Origin of the sequence: Rickettsiella endosymbiont of Litargus connexus, assembly GCF_964277335.1 — a bacterium.
Taxonomy (GTDB): Bacteria; Pseudomonadota; Gammaproteobacteria; order Diplorickettsiales; family Diplorickettsiaceae; genus Aquirickettsiella; species Aquirickettsiella isopodorum.
Genome location: NZ_OZ195516.1, coordinates 111,102 through 134,396, shown reverse-complemented (window position 1 = coordinate 134,396; position 23,295 = coordinate 111,102). Strand labels below are relative to the sequence as shown.

The following is a 23,295-nucleotide window of genomic DNA, read 5'->3' as shown; positions in this document are numbered from 1 at the left end:
AAAAACTGATCGCTTTATCGAAAAAAATAACACTTATAAATTAAAAATTATGTAGTCTAAGCTAATTAAAGTTTCAAAAATTGCTGCAAATTATCGGTTATTTTTTTTAAAACAATGGTATTATTATCTTGTTTACTACTCCCATTAACTGCCATTTTGATATGGCATTGTGAAGGACCTATGGTTCCTATCAATGAAGAGTTGGTTGGACCATATAGAACAATTGTAGGAATGCCTAAAGCTGCAGACAAATGACTTAACCCAGTGTCTACTGCAACGACTGCTTTAGCATTCGCTAAAACTGCTGCTAACTCATTGAGACTTAAGTAAGGTAATACCTGTGCTAGACGGTTTTTATTAGTCAATCGATTAGCATTTTTTCTTTCATTTTCATTCCCCCAAGGAATAAAAACGCTTACTTTCTGACGAGTCATTTCTTCTATGAGTAAAGACCAGGAATAATTGGGCCAATGTTTACTTGAACAACTCGTATTAGGTATAAATATCAGGTAATCTCTTGGTAATTGTATTTTAGTTTGGCTTAAATTTTCTTTATTAATACCATAATCAGGTCGAGTTTTTGGTAAAGGATATTTTAAGGCCTTAGCAAATAATTGACGTAAACGATCAATGGCATGTTGCTGCCAAGACACAGAAAAGGTTTGCTGATACGCCAGATAAGCTAAATTTTCCCGAACGGAATGCTTATCCATGCCTAGGCGACAACCTCGACTTAATCGCGTCGTAATCGCACTTTTGATAGATCCTTGCGCATCTAAAACAACATCATATTGCCGGGCACATAATTGTTTATAAAATTGTTTGGCTTCTCCATTTTGAACCGCTTGCCAGATATCTTTTCGCCATCGCCGTAATGCGATAGGAATGATTTGTTGGACTTGCTTGTGCCAATTTGGAATTTCTGCAAAAGACTCTTCCACTACCCAATCAAATTGAATATTCGAAATAGCCTGAGTCGCATCAGTAACTGCAGGTAATGTATGAATAATATCGCCCATTGAGGACATTTTTATGATTAAAACACGCATAAAAATAATAAATTATCAATAAGAAGGCATCTTTTTTTGATTTTTTCGATGGTTAGATTGCTTAGCAAAAAACAGCGATTAAAAAAAATTTGCATATCGATTCTAATCTAATATTAAAAATTTAAACCTTAAGCCACAGATAATATCGAGTTATTTGGATGAGACAAATAATTCGCTAAAAGCCGATAAACTTCAGAAACTTTGATTTGATAATTATGGTTTAATCGAGCAGTATGTGAATGATAACTGCCTACTCCTCGCCAAGGACTTGTATCATTTGCAATATGTTGGCTCAGTATCCAAGTACCCACCTTAACATTAATACAAGGATCATATTGCAACTGATACTGCGTATAACCATACTGTCGAATTTTTGATAACCAAACTGAATTAATTTGCATAGGACCATAATCGAAAGTCCCATTCCTATTAGGCGAAGCCGAACCTTTCCTCCCATTTTCTATCGCTAAAACAGAAAGAATTAAAGTCGCTGAAACATGGTAAGTTATTGCCGCTTGATTAATACATTCAATAGGTACGCCATGAATTTCTAATGCGCTTATCATCAGCAACCTCTTCTAATTATTAACAAATTAGTTATTATTCTCAGTCTTTTTTAAAGCTAAAGCCCATCCAGCGCAGATAATTGCTGGCAAGCAAAATAACAAAAGGCCGCCTAACAAAATCATATCAAATTTTAATAGATTACTCACTTCGATACCACTAGGAGGGAAAAATCCCAGTATAAATGTAATCAAACAGCCTACTAAACCCGCACCACAGACTATCCAAATCCCCCAATGGCCTCCTGGAATATGATAGGCACGATTTCTGATCACCTCTTTATATCGCAAACGTAATGCGGTCAAAAACAAAAAAATATAAAATAATACTGCCAATTGTGCCGTCATAACGCTTAATAACCAATAGGTCTCATTGACACTAGGAATCAGTATAAAAAGACTCGTTAATAGAGAAACTAGAACACCTTGAACTAGCAATAAGCTTATAGGTGCACCAAACCGATTAACTTTAAGCAACCAGTGCAAACCTGGAATTTGGCTCTCGAATGTAGCAATCAGCAAACCTCGCGTAGGACCTATGACCCAGGTAGAAATACTACATAAACTTCCTATGATAATTAAAGAAATAGTGATCGGTATAAAAAAGGACAAATGATAACTACTAAAAAAAGCAACATAAGCCTTCGTTAAACCCGACAATATACTAAGCTGATTTGCTGGAACAATAAGCGCTATGGCTAAAGAGCCCAATATCAAGCTTATCAATATTAAACTTGCTGACCAAAATAAAGCTCGTGGAAAATCTTTCTGTGGATTATGTACATCCCCGGCATGTACAGCAGACATTTCTAAGCCCATTAAACCAAAAATAATAGTTGTTAAAAAAGCCAAATTATTAAAATTACTCAGACTAGGAAAAAATGAATACGAGGAAAAATGTATCGCTAATGGACGTGAGCTTTTAATCCAAATGAGCGCTAACACAATCATAAAAAGCATTGGAATTAAAGTACCTACTAAAGCGCCGATACTACTAAGCCAACTCGAAACACGCAAACCTAAGCAACTTAAAGCCGTAACCAGCCACCAGATAATTAATATCGTACTTAAAAGATAGAGTTTATGTTGTACCAATTGTGGATCAATTAAATACGCAAAGGCCGCTATTACAAAAGACAATATCGTTGGATACCAAACAACGTTGTATATCCACTGCAGCCAAATCGCAAACCAACCCCATCGCACACCAAACGCAGTGCGAATCCATATATACGCACCCCCTGTGCTCGGCCAAGAAGTAGCTAATTCAGCAGTAACTAACGCTGTCGGAATAAAAAACAGCAATGCGGCAATTAAGTAAAAAAATATTAAGGCATAACCAAATTGAGCCGCGATAGGTAATGAACGTAAACTGTCAACCGCAATGACATTCATCATGGCTAAACTAAACACACCCAGTGGTTTTTTAATAAGCCTATTTTTAGTAGACCCTATCATTATTTTTTTCCGGATTTATAGCTAGCAATGATCCAGATAACGGCACCTATAGAAATGGCTGTATCAGCCAAATTAAAGGTAGCAAAATGCCAATGGCCAATACAAAAATCAATAAAATCTATGACGTAACCTAAACTTAGCCGATCGTATAAATTACCAATCGCCCCACCTAATATCAACGCAATCGCGCATGCTACCCAATTACTTAAACCTCCGCGATAAAGCAAGCGTACTAAGTAAATACTAACAATTCCACTAATTGCTGAAAAAAACCATCGTTGCCATCCATCCGCTTGACCTAAAAAACTAAATGCGGCACCAAAATTGTGCGTCAATATAAAGTTTAAGCAAGGAAATACTGGAATGACGCTAGCCTGATCTAACCAATGTGTCATCCACAACTTGCTTAAATAATCGAGAGCAATAATGAATGCACTTAACCAAAGCCATACTAACTGAGATATTTTTTTTTCTTGCATAAGTCAAATAGGTTGGGGGGGAAATTCGATTTTAAGCATAGCTTCGCTGTTCTCCTTTCCCTTCGGGAAGATTCTCAACACAGCGCAAACAGATCTCAGGATACTCGGGGGCTTTTCCTACATCGGAACGTCGATGCCAACAACGAGCACATTTTGTTTTTTTCCCTACCGTAGAAATAACATTTATTCCTAATTCTTCAGCATTGATAGTAAACAATAAAACCTGCTTGAGTGGCTTGGAAATCAATAGTTTTACATCAGAGGTTATCAATACAAATCTAAGCTCATCCTTTAGAGCAGAGAGTATTTTATAGAGTTGAGAATCTTCCTTGACATAAAGTTCAACTTCCGCTTCCAATGAAGAACCTAATTCACCACTGATACGTGATTTTTCAATCACTTTGTTAACTTCATTACGAACTTGGATGAGCTTATTCCAGTAAGTTTGTCGATCAGTTTGCTGATAAATTGTTTGTAATGGATCTTCTGCGAACGAAAAAGATAAGGAATACCATTCATTTAAAAATACACTATCTTCCCGTTTCCCTGGAAGATAGTGCCAAATTTCTTCTGCGGTAAAGCTTAAAATGGGCGCTAACCAACGCACCATTGCTTCAACAATATAAAAAAGTGCCGTTTGTGCAGAACGTCGTGCGACACTGTCTTTTTGTAACGTATATTGACGATCCTTGATAATATCTAAATAAAAGCCACCTAAATCGCTAATACAAAATTGTTGTAGCTTCTGATAAATGGTATGAAATTGAAAATTCTCATAAGCGTCGATGATCTCATGTTGTAATAATTTTGCCCGTTCTAAAATCCAAATATCTAAAGACAACATGTCGCTCGTTGGCACAGCATCCGCTGGATCAAAGTCATGTAAATTGGCTAATAAAAAACGAATCGTATTTCGAATTCGCCGATAAGCTTCTGCCGTACGTTTTAAAATTTCATCAGAAACAGCTATTTCTTTACGATAATCGGTTGAAGAAATCCATAAACGTAAAATATCCGCTCCTAAACTTTGTATAACCTTTTCTGGTGCAACCACATTCCCTAAGGATTTAGACATTTTGTGGCCTTTTACATCCACAGTAAATCCATGTGTTAAAACCGACTTATAAGGCGCTTGGACGTTCATCGCGACAGAAGTTAATAAAGAAGATTGAAACCAACCTCGATGCTGATCAGAACCTTCTAAATAAAGATCAGCAGGCCACGCCAAAGCAGGATTTTTCATTAAAACGGCATAATGACTGACGCCTGAGTCAAACCATACATCTAGACAATCGGTTAATTTTTCATAATCTTTTGCTTCATTACCTAATATTTCTTCTGGATTTAAATCATACCAGGCATCTATCCCTATCTCTGTCACACGATTTGCAATTTGTTCTAACAAGCTAAGACTATTAGGATGCAAATCACGAGAGTAACGATGTACAAATAAAGGAATAGGAACCCCCCAACTTCGTTGTCTAGAAATACACCAATCGGGCCGATTGCTAACCATGGATTCAATACGCGCTTCTCCCCATTGTGGAATCCAAGTAACTTGCTTGATAGCGGCTAAACTATCTTCCTTTAAGGCTTGTTGTTCCATACTAATAAACCATTGAGGTGTCGCACGAAAAATTAAAGGGGTCTTATGACGCCAACAATGTGGATAACTATGCTTAATATTTTCTTCTTTCAATAAATTTTTGGACTCTCTTAACTTATCGATCACTAAAGGGTTGACTTTAAACACATGCTCCCCTTCAAATAGAGCAGTACCCGGTAAAAAACAACCATTGCCACCAACTGGATTAATTAATGGCAATCCATAGTGTTGAGCAACATTATAATCTTCGACACCATGTGCGGGCGCAGTCTGTACCGCGCCCGTACCTGCTTCTGTAGTAACATGTTCACCTAAAATAACGGGTATTTGTCGATGATAAAAAGGATGTTGCAGTATAACTCCTTCAAAAACTTGTCCCGTCGCGCTACCTAAATGTTTATAATCCGTTACTTGGTAACGCTGTATACAGCTTACTAATAAAGACTCAGCAATTAATAAACGTTCACTCTCAGTTTGCACCAAAACATATTCAATATCTGGATTTAAAGTAACTGCTTCATTAGCGGGTAGAGCCCAAGGTGTTGTGGTCCATATGGGGATTACTATAGGTCCATAACCTGCGTCAGCAGGTATTCGACTTAAAAAATCACTCTCATCAATCACGCTAAACCGTACATCAATTGCAGGTGAAATTTTATCCGCATATTCGACCTCGGCCTCTGCCAAAGCGGATCCACAATTGACGCACCAATGCACGGGTTTAAATCCTTGTTGCAGATGCCCTCGGCTAATAATTTGGCCTAAAGCGCGAATAATATTCGCTTCGAATTGAAAGTTCATAGTTAAGTAAGGATGATCCCAATCGCCAAGCACACCTAACCGCTTAAATTCCTCGCGTTGAATCGATATTTGTTGGCTGGCATATTCACGACAAGCCTGCCGAAAAGCTTTTGCTGTTAATTTACTACCGACTTGGCCGACTTTTTTTTCAACGTTTAGCTCGATAGGTAGCCCATGACAATCCCAACCTGGAACAAAAGGCGCATCGAAACCACTCATGGTCTTTGCTTTCAGAACCATGTCTTTTAAAATTTTATTCACCGCATGCCCAATATGAATGTGGCCATTCGCATAAGGGGGACCATCATGAAGAATATATTTGGCCTTACCATGATTTTTTTCGCGTAATTTTTTATAAAGCGATAAAGATTTCCACTGCTTTAAAATAGCTGGCTCTGCCTGCGGCAAATTGGCCTTCATTGGAAATTTAGTGTGAGGAAGATTTAAGGTATTTTTATAGTCAGTCATGTTATCTAACCTCAATAGAGGCTCTGTTTAGTCTTAAATTTAAATAGGCTTAGAATAACATGCTTAAAGAACCTACAATATAGTCAAAACTGAAAAGAAACTAAACTCTAGGATTGTATAGCCTATTTGATTGATTATGAAGTCACTTACCCCTTATCAGAGTAAGCATCTAATTACTCTGCCTTACATAGGCCTGCCTGTATACAAGTTCCACTGACGTCCCAGCGTAATTGACCATCTGTTTGATCAATAGGTGTTAAAATATATGTAAAATGATCAATTTTATTAATACGAATTCTCTGAGAGGTAGCAATAATCTGTGCGCTCTTACCCACTTCAACCGTCGCAACATAGCCTTTAGTTTGATTTTCTGATTTAAAATTATCTGGAATTCCATTTTGACCGGGTGTGCCACAAGCAACTAAATTATCATGCTCATGCACGCAGGTAGTAATTGCCAACTTAAACGGCGCAGTCGCTTGAATAATTTCAGCAAACTTAGCTCGATTACTATAATTCTGATAACTGGGTATTGCTATTGCAGCTAAAATACCAATAATCGCAATAACTATCATGAGCTCAAGTAAAGTTAGACCCTTTTGCTTTCCTTTGATTAAATACATAAACTACGCCTTATAAAATAGATACTCTAGTTTAACAAGCCATACTTGTTTAAACCAGTGCCCACTCTATTAAAAAAGATTTAATTTATTGAGTCATTGGGAAAAATTAATCTGCCCCAAGATAAAAAGCTGAAATTCTTTTCATAACTCTCTTTAATCTAATTGATAGGTATTAAGATCACAAAGTTGATCATTGGACTCAGTTTTTTGCTTTCTTGAGGCACGCCAATCCTACAACACGGTCAATTATACGATTAGGAATCTTTAAAAAACTTCCTATAGATTCAATAGCTATACAGATCCTATGTCTAGAGAGAAATTTACTTTAGCAAATATTATGAATAGCTTAAAGATGAAATTGCTAATCACACTGAAATTGACTACAATTTGGCTTTTTTTAGAAGATTGCCAACGTAGCTCAGTCGGTAGAGCAACTGATTCGTAATCAGTAGGTCGGACGTTCGATTCGTCTCGTTGGCACCAATTAAATCAAAGACTTAGCCCCAATAACTTTTCTCTTTCTAAACAAAATACAGTCAATTGCGAAATAATTAATAATTTTTTTCAGTAGATTGGCTACGATACTAAATAATGCGGATTTTTTGAATTTTAGAACTTCAAAAATTTAAATTTATATATTAAATTTTCACCAACAATCAGAATAAAAAATAAGTAAATACTGACACAACTTCTTCCAAAAAGGTATCGACACCACCATCAGACTTCAGTAAATTAATTAACCAAGGCTTTCGTACTTAGAGCGTCTGAGTAACTATAAATAGGATCGTTAAATTAAAAAAGGAAATATAATAATGCAAATAAAAAAAATGGACATCCATCGCTTCATGATCAAAATGTATTAAATATCTCAAGTCATGAGATATTTAACCTAACTGCTAGAGAGCCTTTATTTCTTCATGGTGAAAGCAATGTATTCTATTCATCAGCCACTATCAAAAAAAATCATTTTAATAATAGTTTAATTCACAATCTCTTAAACTCACGCACTAAGCGAGCAGGCGATGATGAAACCCTTGGAAGTAGAGCAACAGTAAAAATAGTATAGCTATTGGTTAAGTCAAGAGCATATCGCTGAGATCTCTCGCTTAGAATATAACAATTATCATGGAGAGAGCAATGCTGAATTTGAAATATTAGGCTCCATGTCACAATTGAAAATTACATTAGAGTCATTTCAATTAAAAGTTAAAGCCAATCAATTCATTGAGTCTCGTGTTACTTTAATTATTAATTTAGAGAATTTACATTGGGTGACATTGGTTATTGCTTATAAAAATGATCAGTATGTGGGCTATTATTCGGATTCAAAAAATAATCCCATTCCATCAAGATATTTTCAATTGCTATTTAATCGATTTTTAATACAACCATTAATAAATTTAAGCCCTGGTTTTATTCAACAAAAAGATGACTCCAATTGCGGTTTATGGGCACTCGAAAATGCGGGATCTGAATCAGATGATTGATCAGAATCAATCCATACACTGAATAATTAATAATCTGAAGGCATTAACCAAACCCATCAAAAATCAGTTTCGAGCACCCAACTTTTTTAAACCAGAAGTCGCTAAGCTAAAGAAAACTTTTTTTAACGTTTCAAATTCGAATAAAAAGATAAATTTCTTAGTAACGCCTCAGTTAACTCATCAAGAAAACTTTAAACCGACTACAAAAGCAATATCACTATCTCCCTACCAACAAAATGAATCGAGAGCGAAAAAACCGAATCAGCACGTTCTTTCTTTGCCTATAGAACCACCGAATCTTCATAGCACACTTATGCTTTTTGATCTGATTGCTCGGAAATCTTTAAAAAACCCGGTTGTACCCTCTTCTTCTAATAAAAAATTAAATAAAACTATTCTAAAAGTTGAAAAACAACAAAAAATAATTAACTCTAAAACTTTTGGATTCCAAAAATTATAATCAACAAAAAATTTAGTAAAAAAAAGCAATATTTAAAATAAAATGCATGGTTTTTGATGATTTAACTTCATTGAATATAGAAGTGGGAAAAGTTCTAAAGTTTTTAGATAATCTTCTTATTTTTAAGATAATCCTTATAAACCGTTTTTGCAGCTTGCATTTCTTGAAGTAATTGTTGATACAGCGCATTAGCATGTTTAGCGGGACCATTTTCTCGTAAATAATCTACTATTTGTTTACAAGCTTGCTCCAAACGTTTAGCTCCACAATAACTAGCTCCACCTTGTAATTTATGTGCAATTTCTCGTATAGTGTGCCAATTAGCAACTTGATACAATTCAGGAAGTTTAACGAGTTCTTTTTCTAATCCATTGATTATTAAATTAATGCAATCCTTAATCAATCCTTCATTTTTTAAGAGTGCTTTCATTGCATCAACATCTAATACGGGACCACTCACTGGACGTATCTCAGTAAATAAGTATGATTGATTAATACACGTATCTGGCACAAAGGCTGCCAATAACTCGGATGCTGTTTCTTTTTTTAAAGGCTTTAATATAACCGTGTTCATACCCGCATCTAAACAGCGTTGTCTATTTTCAACATCAATATGAGCCGTTAGTCCAATAATTGGAGTAGTATCTGTTCGCTGCCATTGCTGTAGACGAATTCGATGAGTTAGTGTAATGCCATCCATATCAGGCAAGCCAATATCCATCAAAACAAGATGATAGTCTTGCTTTTGAATTCGTTGTAAAGCCATCTTCGCGTCATACGCTACATCAATAACACAATTTAATTCTAAGAAAATAATCTGTGCAATTTTAGCGGCTAATTTGTCATCTTCGACTAACAACACTTTCCTTTGATAAGAATTAAAATCTTGATTTATTAAGCTAATGTTTGGCACAATTTTTGCAATATGCTTATATATTCTACTTTCAATTGGCAAAGTAATATCTTCAACACCCATGTGATCCATAATCAATGGTTCTTTAAAAGGAAGGAGGCAAGTAAAGGTGGTTCCTTGCTTTAACTGACTTTCGACATAGATCTCCCCTTCCAGGTCATCAACAAATTGCTTTACAATAGATAATCCTAGCCCTAGCCCTTTGTAGATACCTTGATGAGAGGGAGTTAAACGCGTAAACCGTGTAAAAATATCCTCTTTTTTATCCGCCGGTATCCCAATACCAGTATCTGTGATTTTTATTTCAATAACAACTTGCTGTGCTTCGCGTTTGTTTATTTTTGCTTCAATATTGATAGTTCCTTGTTGTGTAAATCTTAGCGCATTAGTCATTAATTCTAATATAATTCGTTGTAATCGAATCGGATCTCCTATTAAATAAGGAGGGATTTTTTCATCAATCTCTAAAGTTAATTCCAGATTTTTTTTAGCAGCCAGTGACTTGTTTAAATTAAGAATAGCTTGAATATTTTTCTTAAAATCAAATTTCTTTTTTAAGAGTAACGTTTCTCCAGTAGCCACTTTAATCCCTTCTAAAATCCTATTAAGAAAATTCAACAAAGCTTCGCTAGATTGAATAAGATCTTCTGCATATTCTGATACTTTTTCTGGATCACTCGCTTGCGATTTAATAATTTGGGCGCAACCCACAATACCACTCAAGGGAGTACGAATATCATGTCGCATATTTTCTAAAAATTCAGTTTTAGCATGACTCGCTGCTTTTGCTTTATCCAGAGCAACTTGTAACGCCAACTCGGTTTTTTTTAATTTAGTAATATCAAGAGATATGCCTAGAATACCAACTATTTTTTTTGTTTTATCCAATAGAGGTATTTTTGAAGATAATTGAATCATTTCTGTAGAATCAGAAAAAGTAGTCACTTCTTCGACGATCAAATTTTTCCCTGATAAAACTTTTAAATCGGCTCTTTTAAAATCATCCGCTACTTCTTTTGGGAAAATATCGTAATCTGTTTTTCCAATAACGTCTGTTTCCAATCCAAGGACTTTCATTAACCGTTTAGCATAATCGTTATTTCCCAAATATAATCCATTTTTATTTTTCCAATAAATACTTCCGGGAAGATTTTGGACTATAAAATTTAAAGTAAAAATATCCTTTTCGTATTTAGCTTTTAGATTTTTTATTTCTTTTTTTTGTTTTGTAATGATATTAAATAATTCCTTCTCTTCAATAATAGATATTTTTTTTTGTTCTGGCGAAATCATTTTTTTTCCTAAAGAATCATGTACACCTATTCAGTCTAAGATTAAGGCCTCCAAGTAAATGCCTCTGGTAAAAGTTTATTTAACTTAATCGATTTAAGTAACAACCCATCCCTATTATATGAATAAAAGTTTGTTTCTTCATGAGAAAATTCAAGCAATCTCTGTCTACAAGCTCCACAAGGCGTACAAACAAATTTAGGAGTAACTAAAACAATTTCACTTATTTTTCTATAACCCGCTGTTAGCATCCCACTAAGCGCTGAGGTTTCTGCGCACTGACTAAGAGGAGTCGCCCTATTTTCCCAGTTACAACCGTGAAATAATTGGCCCTCATTAGTTCTAATGCAAGCACCCACTGAAAATTTGCATAAGGGCACATAAGCATTCATTGCTGCTTTTTTTCCTAGCGACACCATCTGAATAAGATAATCTTTCATTCTAAAAATCCAAATAAATACTAAAAATATACTAGCTATTTTAAAAGAATTTAATTAGTATAAAAAGATAATTATTAAATTAATATTAATTAAAAAATGTTACTTCCAAAAAATCTTTCCGATCTTTATTCAGGTACCGATTTAGATATTTTATTTAAAGGAAATTTTATTAATTTTGGCTATTGGGAAACGGTTCCTAATGTAATATCTAGCCTAGACATTATTGAAGCTAATAAACAACTGTATCATCAAGTCTTTAAACGTTTAAATCCTCAAGAACAGGATACTGTATTAGAATTAGGTTCTGGCCATGGTGGAGGGTGTGTACTTTTTTCAAATTTCTATGTTGTTCAATCTCTATTAGGTATAGATTATTTAAAAGAACATATTGATCATTCAATAAACACTCACTTTTCCCTTGTTGAAGAGAAAAAAATTCAATTCCTTCAAGGGGCGGCGGAATCAATCCCTTTGCCCGACGAGAGTATTAGTAAAATTTATACGGTAGAAGCTTTTCAACACTTTAATGCTTCGAATGCTGTCCCCGAATTAAAAAGAATTTTATGCCAAGGAGGCACGCTAGTCATTTCTACTTTTTTCGCAAAAAATAGCCTTTGCTTTGAGAACTTACTTAACTTGCTACCAAAACCTGCTATTTTAGCAGATAGCTGTAATGGAGAATTTGCTTCATTACCTGATATTTTACATTTACTAAAAAAAAATTCATTCATTAATGTAAAGCTAGAAAATATTAGTCAGTATGTTTGGCCAGGATACGATGTATGGGTCAGACAAAACGATCCTTGTATATGGGATACCAACTGGAAAATTGCCTATAGAAAAGGATTAATTGATTATTATATAATCACGGCCACTAAAGTATAAAAAATAAGTATCTTACAATAGTGCCATATAAAAACGATAAAAAAAGACTTACTGAGCATCGTGCTTTTATTTTACGTATGCAAGAAAGAGAAACAAGATCTCCTGCAAAAAATGTTAAAATAATAATTATACCTATGTCTGTTTTATTAAAAGAGACTAGCGATCTTTTTCTTGTTATTTACAGATCTGCTCAGTTAAAAAATCCACCCTATCCTACCTTACTTCATATTAGAGGCACTGGTTTTAACGCATCTGCAAGATACTATTCTTATATTACCTGTAGTCATATAGCAGAAAAATCAGGTTGCCAAGTCATTGATTTAGATCACCACTTAGCTCCAGAAAATCCTTTTCCACGACCATTTAATGATGTGTATGCTGCCTATAAATCAATGATTTTTCATGCTAATTTTATGCAAATTGATGTAAACAAAATTGCTATTTCTGGCTATAGCTCAGGAGGAAATTTAGCTGCTTTAATGACTATTCAAGCTAAAAAAGATAAACTTCCTGTTGCTTTGCAAATATTAATTTCTCCTATATTAGATTTATCACGAAGCTTGAAAAAATACGTTAAATTTGAAAATAAAGATAGCTTTCCAAATTCTTTAGTCGATTGGTTTATAGAACTTTACTTGCAAAATAATTTTAATACTTATTATGCCCCAGAAATATCCCCTTTTTGGTCAAATTGCCTTATTAGTTTGCCTCCAACTTATTTTTTATTTGGAGAATATGACCGCTTTAGAAGTGATAGCGAAGTTTTTTACGATAAATTAAATCAGCTTGGCTTATGGACATACAAATATAGTTTTAAAGAAGAAAACCATTCCTTATTTTGGCGAAATATGCAGGCTATAGAAACTATATCCACTCAATTAAAAATGGGATTTAATTTAATGAAAATACCAAGACTCTTGTTCTCAAATTTTTCAAATGAAGCTCCTTCCTTAAAATTTAAATTTTTTGCCAAAGAAAACAATGATAAATTTGAATTCTTTAGAAAAAAATCATCAATATGCCTTTCAAAATAAATTGATAAGAAATATAGTCTATTCAAAAAAGTGTGCAGAGTCCTTAATACTAAGCAAAAAAGATAATATGAAAATTCGAGACTTAACTACTTTTTTCGTTAAGTCAAAACTAACTATGAAAATTTTTTAACATAGGTATGGCAGTAAGGTTTTTTTTTAGTTTTCTCATAATAGTTTTGGTGATAATCTTCTGCTTTCCAGAATTTTGTTGCCGGTGTCACTTTAGTAACAATTTTAAAGCCCTTGTCTTTTAAAATACTAATCAGTTTTAAAGCAATTTCCTTTTGTTCAGGCGTCGTATAAAAAATTTCAGAACGATATTGCGGACCTTTATCGGGACCTTGTTGGTTTAATTGTTCGGGGTCATGAATTTCAAAAAACCGTTTAGCTAAAGTTTCATAACTTACTTTGCTAGGATCAAAAATAATTTCCACTGCCTCAACATGACCGGTATTTTCATTACACACTTCTTCATAAGTCGGGTTAGACGTATTACCGCCAATATATCCAGACGTTACTGAAATAGCTCCTGGGAGTTGTTTCATTAAATGTTCTACGCCCCAAAAACATCCTCCCGCAAAAATAGCTATTTCGGTCTTTGGGTTAGTTTTATCTTTCATTTTTTCTCCTTTTTACTTGCATTTTCAGGAATAAATTCTAAAGATATAGAGTTAACACAATGTCGAATATTTTTAGGTGTCAATCTTTCGCCAAGAAAAACATGGCCAAGATGCGCTCCACACTTCGCACAAGTAATTTCAGTACGATGACCATCAGAATCCGGTATCCGTTTAATTGCACCCGATATTTCATCATCAAAACTGGGCCAACCACATCCAGAATCAAATTTAGCTGATGAACGATAGAGCAATGTCCCACATTGTTTACAGGTGTAATCTCCTTTTTCATTAAATCGATAATATTTTCCTGAATACGGAGACTCAGTACCTTTTAATAAAATAACCCTCGCTTCTTCTGGAGTCAGTTTTTTCATACTATCTCAAAGAAATTTAAATAACACATTAGGTAGATTATAGGAGAAAGTCCATCATTTCACTATACCAATTACATCTATCTTTGACATAAAAAACCCGCTAATCAAGCGGGTTTATTTGTTAAACTAATTTTGTAAAATTAAGTAACTTCAGTAAGGTTAATAGTACGTTGACCTTTTTGCCAATTACAAGGACAGAGTCCTCCATCTTGTAAAGCATGAAGTATACGTAGCACTTCTTCAGGATTACGTCCAACGCTCAAATCTGTCACCATATTAAAACGAATAATACCTTCTGGATCGATAATAAACGTTGCTCGTTGTGCAACACCTGCATCTTTATCTAATATCCCTAAATTACTGCATAATTCACGTTTAATATCACTCAACATAGGGAATGAAAGATCCCGTAATTCATCGTTATACTGTCGCCAAGCACGGTGCACAAATTCATTATCCGTGCTACCCCCTAATAATACAGCATTACTCTCTTTAAATTTAGCATTGAGATCGTTAAATGCCACTATTTCAGTAGGGCATACAAAGGTGAAATCTTTAGGCCAGAAAAACAGTACTAGCCACTTACCAGGGTAAGAAGCATGAGTAATCTCAGTAAAAGCCTTGTTGATATCAATATCAACGGTAGCTGTGAGCTTAAATTCAGGTAATTTATCACCTACTTTCAGCATTGACATATCGTTATTTTCCTCTCATTTCATTTAGTGAGAATGCCTACAATTTAGTTTTCGCAAGCATCTAGTTGATAGCAGCTTCTAGGAAGAATTAGGTAAGCAATAAATCCGTTATTTACTGTGTACATCTAGCTATTTGAAGCTACTAGCCGATTATAACAGCCTCATCTCTATTAAAGAAATGATTTTTTTCTATCAAGTTGATAGTTATTGTCAATCGTTTTATCAATAAACAAAATCTTTATCAACTGTATAAGAGAGGAATTTTTTTCTCTGCAGGAAGGTAAAATAGAAACTAAATCAGCTAAAATTTGGTCTTTAAGTCCTTTTAGATGGTTTTCTCTCTCGAGAGGGTCCTTCCAAAAATGAATATTTTCATTATCGCAGATATCATCTTGAATTTGGAAAGCCAAACCTATTCTATTACCCACTTTCGTTAGGGTTAAATAATCATCCTGAGGCAGGTTAGCGATTATGGCGGGTAACTGAAAAGTGGCTCCGAATAATGCTCCCGTTTTTAAAGAATGAATGTTTTCAGCATCCGATTTATTGACACTGCTTGAGCCAGTAAAATCCATCGCTTGCCCAGCCACCATTCCCCATGATCCAATTGCTTTTGACAACACACTAAGCATTTTTACGATTTTAGGTGATTGGAATGGCGCCTTAAGAAGCACATCAAAAGCTAATGCTTGTAACGCATCGCCTGCCAACAAAGCCATAGCCTCACCAAATTGTTTATGGCAGCTAGGCTCTCCACGTCGCCAATCATCATTGTCCATACTAGGCAGATCATCATGAATTAATGAATAAGCATGAATCAATTCAATTGCACAAGCTGTATGATCTAAATCCTGCAACGATAATCCTAAAGCCATTCCTAACGTATAAACAAATAAAGGTCTTAAACGTTTCCCACCTTTTAAAACTCCATAATACATCGCATCGTATAAGGGTTTTGATAGTGGAGGAGGATTTGACAAACAATGCGTCAATAATCCATTAACCCGTTCCTGATAGCTTACAAAGTTAGGCTCTATGCTCACTAGACTAATTCTTCTGCTTGAAAAGGTAACAGTTCCTTTTTCTGGTTGGTATCTGTATTTACTAAAATTTGCACGCGTTGCTCAGCTTTTTTTAAAGTCAATTGACAGTCTTTTAATAAGCTCACCGCTCGGCTAAATTGCTCAAGAGAAGCTTCTAACGTCGAGTTACCGCACTCCATTTGTTCAACAATTTTTTCAAGCTCTTCTAAACCTTTTTCGAATTGAAAAACTGTATTTTTTTTTGTCTTTGACATAAAAGTAACCTCGTTTTACCTGCGATTAAATAGAAATCAGGCCCAGACTTTTTAAATTAAGAAATAATCTAATGATTATGAAAGCCCCATAAAGTGATGTCAAATAATGCTAATAATTGTTACCATATTTATTAAATTCAAACAAGCCGCTTGAAATACTTCGTCTTGTACGGATATTCTCAAGAGGAAACCACTCGTCCTCATGTTAGGTAAGCCCTATATAGCTTAGGCAGGCATGAAAATCAGGAACACGAGCAACATAGTTCTCTAGGAAATTAATCGATGTTTTTTAAAAAAATTTTAGTTTATTTAGGTTTAATATTTTTATCTCCGTTAAGCTTGGCAGAGGATGTACATGAATATCACTTAAAAAATGGAATAACTTTGCTAGTTAAAGAGGATCATCGAGCCCCTGTAGTTATTTCAGAGATCTGGTATAAAGTTGGAAGCAGTTATGAACCTAATGGAATAACTGGTATTTCACATGCTTTAGAACATATGATGTTTCGCGGAACCAAAAAATTTGGACCGGGTATGCTAGAAAAAATTGTCTCGGAAAATGGAGGAGAACAAAATGCCTTCACCGATTCAGATTTTACTGCATATTATCAAAAATTTTCTGCTGACAAATTAGCGATTAGTTTTGAATTAGAAGCCGATAGAATGCGCAATTTATCATTACGCCCACAAGATTTTCTTAAAGAAATTCAGGTTGTAATGGAAGAAAGACGTATGCGTGTCGATGATAATCCCCAAGAAATTTTATTAGAACGTCTTAATGCTGCCGCTTTTGTTGCAAGCTCTTATCATCATCCTGTCATCGGCTGGAAAAGCGATCTACAAAATATGACCGTTGAAGATTTACGAAAATGGTATGAAACCTGGTATGCACCTAATAATGCCATACTAGTTGTCGTAGGAGATGTAAAACCCAACCAAGTTTATCAATTAGCACAAACTTATTTTTCTAATTTAAAACCCCTCCCTCTCCCGAAAATAAAACCAGAAAAAGCTATTCCCCCATTAGGAGAAAAGCGCCTCATCATACAAACCCCTGCTCAGTTAGCTTGGCTGGTCATGGCTTATCCAGTGCCAGTCATTAAGGAAGGTTTAAATAGTCAAGATCCTTACGTTTTAGATCTTATTACAACCTTATTATCAGGTGGTAATAGTGCTCGTTTTGCGAAAAATCTTATTAGAGGGCAACAAATTGCTGCCAATGCTAACGCATTTTATAACCCTGTCAGTCGTCTAAATAATTTATTTTTGTTGCAAGCCACACCAACGACTGGACATACTTTATCTGAACTTGAATTAAGTTTATTAAAGCAAATCAAACAGTTACAAACTTTTAGTGTTAATAGTGAAGAATTGAAACGCGCAAAAGCCCAAATAGCTGCTGACAAAATATATCGAGAAGATTCTATAACTGCACAAGCGTATGAACTTGGAAGTTTAGCTGCAATTAACTTGCCCTGGCAAATAGAACGAGATTACTTAAAACATATTAACGCTATTACACCACGTCAAATACAAACTGTTGCCAATAAATATTTGCTCGCTTCTCATTTGACTATCGCTTACTTACTGCCTTTACCCATCAATTCAAGTAATCCCAATTCTTTATCAATGATAGGATCGATACATGCGCATTAAATTTTACTTTTATTTTTTGACTTTTTTATCGATATTTATTATTGGCACTACGCAAGCAGAAACCCCACACTTTATTCTAAAAATTGAACACTGGTCTACAAAAAATGGTATGCCGGTTTATTTCGTTGCTAAAAAAGAACTACCTATTATAGATATCGGTGTCTTATTTCATGCTGGCTCTGCTCAAGATCATGATTCACCAGGGATTGCTCAATTTACTGCACAAATGTTAGACCAGGGGACTCAAAATTTAAACGCTGATCAAATTGCTAACCGATTTGAAGCCGTCGGAGCTCATTATAATGCAGGTGTTAACCAAGATATGACCGTCTTAAATCTACGCTCACTCAGCGCTCCACAATTCTTCAACTCAGCATTAAGCACTTTTTCTGGCTTACTTAAGGATGCGACTTTCCCTAAAACGGCTATCAATAGGATTAAAAAACAAATTCTAATCTCTCTACAACAAGAAGCGCAAACACCGCGTGCAATTGCCGCTAAAATCTTCTACCAAGCTTTATATGGTCTTCATCCTTATGCCTCACCTATATTAGGAACTACAACAAATATTAAGCAAATATCCCAAGAAAAATTATTAAAATTTTACCATCGCCATTATGTTGCAAAAAATGGCGTCATCGCTATCGTAGGAAATGTAACTAAAGCAAAAGCAATGAATATTGCCGAACAACTTTCAGGTGCGTTGGCACAAGGAAAAGCCTCTATCCCTGTCAATGCACCTTTATCTCCTCACTTAAAAAGTCACATCATAAAAGTTCTTTATCCATCCAAACAAACAACTATTTTTTTAGGTCAAATCGGTATTGCTATAAAAGATCCTGACTATTTTCCACTGGTTGTAGGTAACCAAATTTTAGGTGGTGGCATACTTACCTCAAAACTTTTTAATGAGGTTAGAAATAAACGAGGTTTATGTTATGGCATAAATAGTGGATTCAAGCCATTACAAGCCGCTGGCCCTTTCTTAATTGTGCTACAAACACGCTGCGATCAAGCGGCTAAAGCACTTTCTTTGACTGAACAAACTTTAAAAAACTTTCTTGTTAAAGGTCCCACTTCGCAAAATTTGCAAGAAGCCAAACGAGCTCTTGTCGGCAGCTTTCCACTTTCGATCACTAGTAATGAAGGCATTTTAGCGGCTACAGAAAAGATAGGTTTTTATCAATTACCATTGAATTACTTAGACACCTACCAACAAAATATTAATTCTGTAAATTTAGGGCAAATTAAGCAGGCATTCCAAAGGATTAAACCAAAAAAAATGATTGTCATTACGCTAGGGAAGAAATAATTACATCGTGTAAAATATTTGACTGTATGACTGAGCTCCATCAATGGGACCAACAGCAGATGGAGGCAAATAATAAAATGTAGACGGACCACAACTTGCTATTGCAGGGAATTGTGGGGGAAACAAATCCGATCCTACAGTTTTTAAGCTGTCTGCATCGCATGGATCAATACGACTTAAATAAAACTTAACAATTTCAGGGCTTGCAATCAACGATAATTTCTCTTTGATTTTCTGTTTAGTTTCAAATTCTTGTTCTATTGCTAGTTTTAATTGATTGACCCTATCTAATTGTTTACTGAAGCCAGATAATACATTATCTTCTTCCATTTCATCAAGCGATCCTAGGCTAAGTATTTGTTTAATAAAATTTCGATTCAAATTATTTAATTCTTTTTCTTCATTAATTAAATTATCTCGAAACTTATTGTATTTATCAGTAGCCCCTAAATAAAAAGTTAATAAATTATTAAACTCTGCTCTATTGTTAGCGAAGGAACTAGGTAAACGAGGAGATTCTTGAATTTCAGGATTTTGCTCATTCTGCAAAATCAGTGTCCTACAAACGATAATCCGCTGAAAGATTTCGTCGAACCAGTTTAAGTATTGAGTCAAATAACTTATAAATAGTTTATTTTTAGCCGGATCGTTAAAAAAAGAACTTATTTGATTTTTACGTTTGTTTAGTTCGTCATTTTTTTCAATAAGATCATTCTGATGTAAAGACAAATATTTTAAAAATGCATTTGCGCTACTCATTAAAACTGTTTTCGAACAATTTTCAATAATATGAAAAAGCTTGTATAGTTGAGCATTTTTATCGTTTTTCCATTTTTCAAATTCAAAATTCCAAGCTTCATAGTCTTGTAGTAAAGTCATATCAGGCAAACCCGAATTATTAGAACGATTATTTAAAGAAGCATCAATGAAGATCTCTTCTTCTATCAATTTTTTTTCAACGTTTAATGGTTCTTGGTTGTTGAGCAAATCTTCATTAAGCTCGAGTTCTCTATTTCCATTAGCAGTATAATTAGATTCCACTTGCGCTTCACCCAAGCTTTCAATCGTTATTTCTTTAGTTGCATTCATTAACTGGCTCGGCTGAGGTAAGGCAACTTTTTTATCCGTATCCTCAGAACTTCTTTGTTTAACAACAGAAAGAATCTGTTTTGAATGGTTAAAAGTTTTGCTAGACAGTTTTTCAAAAAATTTATAGGTTCTTTGATAGTCATCGGCTTCTACGATGATGGCATATAATCTAATTGCTCGATCATCCATTTCGCACTTAATTAATCGAATTAATTTTACCAGACAATTTGATTGTTCTTTTAATTGTTTATATTCCTTAATATTACGTTTTACTTTTTTAATCATTGATTTAGACAAGAGTTTAAAATTTTTGTGATCATCGATAAAAGAAACAGGAAGCATACTTAAAAATTTTTTGGCTTCCGTATTTAAATTATGATATTTATTAATTATTGGGTTAACTTGATCAATAAGAAGTTCTGTCGATAAACATGACGTATTAAGCAACTCTTTTAATTGAAACAATTTCTTTTTATGGCCTCTACTTTTTGTTAAAGCTTCCTTAATTATAATTTCATCTATCAATTTTAATAGTTCAGGTAAACTTAGATCGGTTAAATGGTGTGTTTTATAAATATAATTCCACTTACCCATACTTAATATAAGCTTATTTATAGATGAGGAGAGTTGCCCCATAGCAGAAGAAAGTTTCTGGCAAAATTGATTTATATCTTGGAGGTTCTCTTTTATATTTATATTTTTTAAAATTTCCATCAAATTTCTAGACAAATAAATTAATGGTTCTGAAAAAAATTCAATCATTTTATTCTCTTCTACTCCCTTATCCTTCTCTGAATAAACTTCATTACTTTTTTTAATTATTTTTTTAGTTTTAGATTTATCAAAGAACAGGTGCTTTTCTATTTTTTGATACTCAGCTTCACAAGTTTTTTGTTTTTTTTCTAATTTTTTTAAAAAATTAATTAGCGTATTTGCTTCAGGCATCGGAATTAAATCTGACTCTAACTTGGGGATAAGAGCCGTTTCTAGCGATTTGGCATCAGACAAGATACTTTTAATATTTTGTATCATTTCTAAGTTTAATTTGATTTCTTCAAGAATATTTTCTTTATGATGAAAGTAGTTTTCTTTATTTTTAAAGTTTTTTTCTAAAAATTTACTTATTTTTTCATTTTTTCTTTTTTCTAATACTTCTAAGGATTCAAATTTAATATTGATAAACCTATTAAAAGCAACCATTTGAGCATAAAGCAATTTAGTGTTAGTTCCTTTCAAACGATCATTAAAATTCATATAAGCCAAAGTAAAAATATAATAAAAGCTAAATTCTATTAAGTCTTCCAACTCTATACTTTCAAGCACTGAAATATCGGCTTTGCAATAAGTTTCGGTCATTTGGTTAATAAATAAATTAACTCTTTTGCTTAATGGGATATAAAATTCATCTCTACAGATAGCATGAAATAAATGATTAAGCGCTTCTTTATTTGTCTCTATATTTTCTGATCCTTTTATTTCATTTAATAAAAAATCATTCCCTATTTTAATATTAAATACTTCTAAAAATTTAGGCAGGTAATTCTCATGCGTAATGATTACTAAAAGGTTACACATTTTATTCAACTTAGCATATTTATCTTGAATTAAATTTTTTGTTTTTGTATTAAGCAACTGAATGTCATCGACTATTATCTTAAAAAAAGCTAACGATTCATTAATGTCTGATTCATTATCTTCTGGTTTTTTTTTTAGAAAATTACTATATTTTTCTTCAATCTTGCTTAAAGATTCTTGCAAATTATATAACCCCATTATAAGCACCTTTTTGTTTTGTGATTTATAATTGATTATGTTTAATTCCAAACTAATCGATTTTTTCAAATTACTCAGATTATTTTTTACTAATTTTAACTTAAGATATTCTTTTACAATTTCATAGAAAAAAAAGCAGCGCAATGCAACTAACTCATAATTATGGTTTGGCAAAGCAACCGCGTGCGGTATATGGTTGGATAAAAAAATTTTGACATTAGTTAAATCAAATTGATCTACTCTAAAAGAAGCGCACATAGAAAACATGGCTTTTATGATTAAAAGCGCATTGACATAGCGATCACTGTAATTTGGGATATTACCAAAAAAATTTTTGGTATATTCCTGGAAATAACATTGATAAGATTCAAAAGATAAGACTTCTAATACTTTAGTAAAGCAATCTCCTTCAACATATTCATTATATAAATTCTGCTCTTCTTTTTTTAAGTCGTAAATTAATTTTAAAGAAATTTTCTTGGCACGCTGTTCAAAATTTAATTTTTCAATTGTCAGCGTATAAAATCTTCCGATAAAAATAAAGAATAAAGTAAAATCTTTTATAGAGCCAATAATAAATTTCAGTTTTTCAATTAAAGTAGTTAGTTCTGTTTTTTTCTCTTGAAATTTTCTTCTCTCTTTCTTTAATTTTAATATTAACGCTTGATCATTAACCTTAGCTAATAAGTTATTTCCTAATATAATTTTTTTTTCTAATAATAATAATTCAGCTGAATTATCATGTAATTCTTTTGATAAAGAATAAGAAATAGGCAAAGCCAGATTGTGAAGTACACTCCTATTTTCATCTTCGGTATTTGTGATAGCGTGCACTTCTTCCATTAGCATTTCTTATTTTCCAATAAATTTTGATTAATTTTTATGTCCAAACTCTAGCTAACTATAAATTATACTAGACAATG

General features: G+C 33.6%; 17 protein-coding genes, 1 tRNA gene and 1 pseudogene. 6 read left to right on the top strand and 13 right to left on the bottom strand.

All coding sequences use genetic code 11. The features are described 5' to 3' along the window. Nucleotides 1–65: 65 nt before the first annotated feature. From waaC to ACICP9_RS00600, 6 genes are all read right to left on the bottom strand, one after another. On the bottom strand, nucleotides 66–1,019 hold the full coding sequence (gene waaC / locus ACICP9_RS00625) for a lipopolysaccharide heptosyltransferase I (RefSeq protein ID WP_395498005.1): 954 nt from the start codon (nucleotides 1,017–1,019) through the stop codon (nucleotides 66–68). A gap of 158 nt (nucleotides 1,020–1,177) precedes the next feature. Continuing rightward, entirely contained in the window at nucleotides 1,178–1,615 is a 438-nt protein-coding gene (locus ACICP9_RS00620; RefSeq protein ID WP_395498003.1) for a transglycosylase SLT domain-containing protein, read from the bottom strand. 27 nt (nucleotides 1,616–1,642) lie between these two features. Then, on the bottom strand, nucleotides 1,643–3,070 hold the full coding sequence (locus ACICP9_RS00615) for an amino acid permease (protein ID WP_395498001.1): 1,428 nt from the start codon (nucleotides 3,068–3,070) through the stop codon (nucleotides 1,643–1,645). Then, nucleotides 3,070–3,549 carry a signal peptidase II gene (gene lspA / locus ACICP9_RS00610; protein ID WP_071662006.1) on the bottom strand — a complete coding sequence of 160 codons (480 nt, stop codon included), beginning with the start codon at nucleotides 3,547–3,549 and terminating at the stop codon, nucleotides 3,070–3,072. The genes ACICP9_RS00615 and lspA overlap by 1 nt, the downstream gene beginning before the upstream one ends. A 31-nt stretch (nucleotides 3,550–3,580) precedes the next feature. Continuing rightward, nucleotides 3,581–6,424, bottom strand: coding sequence for an isoleucine--tRNA ligase (gene ileS / locus ACICP9_RS00605; protein ID WP_395497999.1), 2,844 nt, complete (start codon nucleotides 6,422–6,424; stop codon nucleotides 3,581–3,583). A gap of 173 nt (nucleotides 6,425–6,597) precedes the next feature. Next, complete coding sequence (locus ACICP9_RS00600) at nucleotides 6,598–7,047, bottom strand: prepilin-type N-terminal cleavage/methylation domain-containing protein (RefSeq protein WP_071662004.1); 450 nt, start codon at nucleotides 7,045–7,047, stop codon at nucleotides 6,598–6,600. Between the two features lie 407 nt (nucleotides 7,048–7,454). On the opposite strand from ACICP9_RS00600, the gene ACICP9_RS00595 reads away from it, so the two are divergent. Both ACICP9_RS00595 and ACICP9_RS00590 read left to right on the top strand, forming a co-directional pair. Then, nucleotides 7,455–7,530: transfer RNA gene (locus tag ACICP9_RS00595), tRNA-Thr, on the top strand. Nucleotides 7,531–8,210: 680 nt separating this feature from the next. Beyond that, a complete protein-coding gene (locus ACICP9_RS00590) occupies nucleotides 8,211–8,534 on the top strand; it encodes a hypothetical protein (protein WP_395497997.1) in 324 nt (107 codons plus the stop codon). A 563-nt stretch (nucleotides 8,535–9,097) separates the two neighbouring features. On the opposite strand, the gene ACICP9_RS00585 is transcribed toward ACICP9_RS00590, so the two are convergent. Together ACICP9_RS00585 and cdd are read right to left on the bottom strand one after the other, a co-directional pair. After that, nucleotides 9,098–11,200 carry an ATP-binding protein gene (locus tag ACICP9_RS00585; protein WP_395497995.1) on the bottom strand — a complete coding sequence of 701 codons (2,103 nt, stop codon included), beginning with the start codon at nucleotides 11,198–11,200 and terminating at the stop codon, nucleotides 9,098–9,100. Nucleotides 11,201–11,241: 41 nt separating this feature from the next. Continuing rightward, complete coding sequence (cdd, locus tag ACICP9_RS00580) at nucleotides 11,242–11,637, bottom strand: cytidine deaminase (RefSeq protein ID WP_071662001.1); 396 nt, start codon at nucleotides 11,635–11,637, stop codon at nucleotides 11,242–11,244. A 96-nt stretch (nucleotides 11,638–11,733) separates the two neighbouring features. Here cdd and ACICP9_RS00575 point away from each other — a divergent pair, with 96 nt between their 5' ends. Next, complete coding sequence (locus tag ACICP9_RS00575) at nucleotides 11,734–12,522, top strand: class I SAM-dependent methyltransferase (protein ID WP_395497993.1); 789 nt, start codon at nucleotides 11,734–11,736, stop codon at nucleotides 12,520–12,522. 20 nt (nucleotides 12,523–12,542) lie between these two features. Further along, nucleotides 12,543–13,556 carry an alpha/beta hydrolase fold domain-containing protein gene (locus tag ACICP9_RS00570; protein ID WP_395497991.1) on the top strand — a complete coding sequence of 338 codons (1,014 nt, stop codon included), beginning with the start codon at nucleotides 12,543–12,545 and terminating at the stop codon, nucleotides 13,554–13,556. Nucleotides 13,557–13,669: 113 nt separating this feature from the next. Here the strand turns inward: ACICP9_RS00570 and ACICP9_RS00565 are convergent. The 4 genes and pseudogenes from ACICP9_RS00565 to ACICP9_RS00550 all read right to left on the bottom strand — a co-directional run bounded on the left by ACICP9_RS00565 (nucleotide 13,670) and on the right by ACICP9_RS00550 (nucleotide 16,542). After that, nucleotides 13,670–14,550 (bottom strand): annotated as a pseudogene (locus tag ACICP9_RS00565) (bifunctional methionine sulfoxide reductase B/A protein). A gap of 140 nt (nucleotides 14,551–14,690) precedes the next feature. After that, nucleotides 14,691–15,239 (bottom strand): peroxiredoxin, encoded by a 549-nt coding sequence (locus ACICP9_RS00560; protein ID WP_395498953.1) that lies wholly within the window; start codon nucleotides 15,237–15,239, stop codon nucleotides 14,691–14,693. Between the two features lie 176 nt (nucleotides 15,240–15,415). Next, nucleotides 15,416–16,288 (bottom strand): polyprenyl synthetase family protein, encoded by an 873-nt coding sequence (locus tag ACICP9_RS00555; protein WP_395497989.1) that lies wholly within the window; start codon nucleotides 16,286–16,288, stop codon nucleotides 15,416–15,418. After that, the gene (locus tag ACICP9_RS00550; RefSeq protein WP_071661995.1) at nucleotides 16,288–16,542 is read right to left on the bottom strand and encodes an exodeoxyribonuclease VII small subunit; all 255 of its coding nucleotides are present in this window, start codon (nucleotides 16,540–16,542) and stop codon (nucleotides 16,288–16,290) included. Before ACICP9_RS00550 ends, ACICP9_RS00555 begins: the two co-directional genes overlap by 1 nt. Before the next feature lie 282 nt (nucleotides 16,543–16,824). Between ACICP9_RS00550 and ACICP9_RS00545 the strand changes: the two genes are divergently transcribed. Together ACICP9_RS00545 and ACICP9_RS00540 are read left to right on the top strand one after the other, a co-directional pair. Then, nucleotides 16,825–18,198, top strand: coding sequence for a M16 family metallopeptidase (locus ACICP9_RS00545; protein ID WP_395497986.1), 1,374 nt, complete (start codon nucleotides 16,825–16,827; stop codon nucleotides 18,196–18,198). After that, entirely contained in the window at nucleotides 18,188–19,510 is a 1,323-nt protein-coding gene (locus ACICP9_RS00540; protein ID WP_395497984.1) for a M16 family metallopeptidase, read from the top strand. The genes ACICP9_RS00545 and ACICP9_RS00540 overlap by 11 nt, the downstream gene beginning before the upstream one ends. Here the strand turns inward: ACICP9_RS00540 and ACICP9_RS00535 are convergent, their stop codons facing one another. After that, nucleotides 19,511–23,215 (bottom strand): hypothetical protein, encoded by a 3,705-nt coding sequence (locus tag ACICP9_RS00535; protein ID WP_395497982.1) that lies wholly within the window; start codon nucleotides 23,213–23,215, stop codon nucleotides 19,511–19,513. Between the last annotated feature and the right edge of the window lie 80 nt (nucleotides 23,216–23,295).

Bases quoted from the DNA above. Each gene is read 5' to 3' on its own strand.
- waaC (WP_395498005.1), bottom strand. From the start codon at position 1,019: ATGGGCGATATTATTCATACATTACCTGCAGTTACTGATGCGACTCAG.
- ACICP9_RS00620 (WP_395498003.1), bottom strand. From the start codon at position 1,615: ATGATAAGCGCATTAGAAATTCATGGCGTACCTATTGAATGTATTAAT.
- ACICP9_RS00615 (WP_395498001.1), bottom strand. From the start codon at position 3,070: ATGATAGGGTCTACTAAAAATAGGCTTATTAAAAAACCACTGGGTGTG.
- lspA (WP_071662006.1), bottom strand. From the start codon at position 3,549: ATGCAAGAAAAAAAAATATCTCAGTTAGTATGGCTTTGGTTAAGTGCA.
- ileS (WP_395497999.1), bottom strand. From the start codon at position 6,424: ATGACTGACTATAAAAATACCTTAAATCTTCCTCACACTAAATTTCCA.
- ACICP9_RS00600 (WP_071662004.1), bottom strand. From the start codon at position 7,047: ATGTATTTAATCAAAGGAAAGCAAAAGGGTCTAACTTTACTTGAGCTC.
- ACICP9_RS00590 (WP_395497997.1), top strand. From the start codon at position 8,211: ATGTCACAATTGAAAATTACATTAGAGTCATTTCAATTAAAAGTTAAA.
- ACICP9_RS00585 (WP_395497995.1), bottom strand. From the start codon at position 11,200: ATGATTTCGCCAGAACAAAAAAAAATATCTATTATTGAAGAGAAGGAA.
- cdd (WP_071662001.1), bottom strand. From the start codon at position 11,637: ATGAAAGATTATCTTATTCAGATGGTGTCGCTAGGAAAAAAAGCAGCA.
- ACICP9_RS00575 (WP_395497993.1), top strand. From the start codon at position 11,734: ATGTTACTTCCAAAAAATCTTTCCGATCTTTATTCAGGTACCGATTTA.
- ACICP9_RS00560 (WP_395498953.1), bottom strand. From the start codon at position 15,239: ATGCTGAAAGTAGGTGATAAATTACCTGAATTTAAGCTCACAGCTACC.
- ACICP9_RS00550 (WP_071661995.1), bottom strand. From the start codon at position 16,542: ATGTCAAAGACAAAAAAAAATACAGTTTTTCAATTCGAAAAAGGTTTA.
- ACICP9_RS00545 (WP_395497986.1), top strand. From the start codon at position 16,825: ATGTTTTTTAAAAAAATTTTAGTTTATTTAGGTTTAATATTTTTATCT.
- ACICP9_RS00540 (WP_395497984.1), top strand. From the start codon at position 18,188: ATGCGCATTAAATTTTACTTTTATTTTTTGACTTTTTTATCGATATTT.
- ACICP9_RS00535 (WP_395497982.1), bottom strand. From the start codon at position 23,215: ATGGAAGAAGTGCACGCTATCACAAATACCGAAGATGAAAATAGGAGT.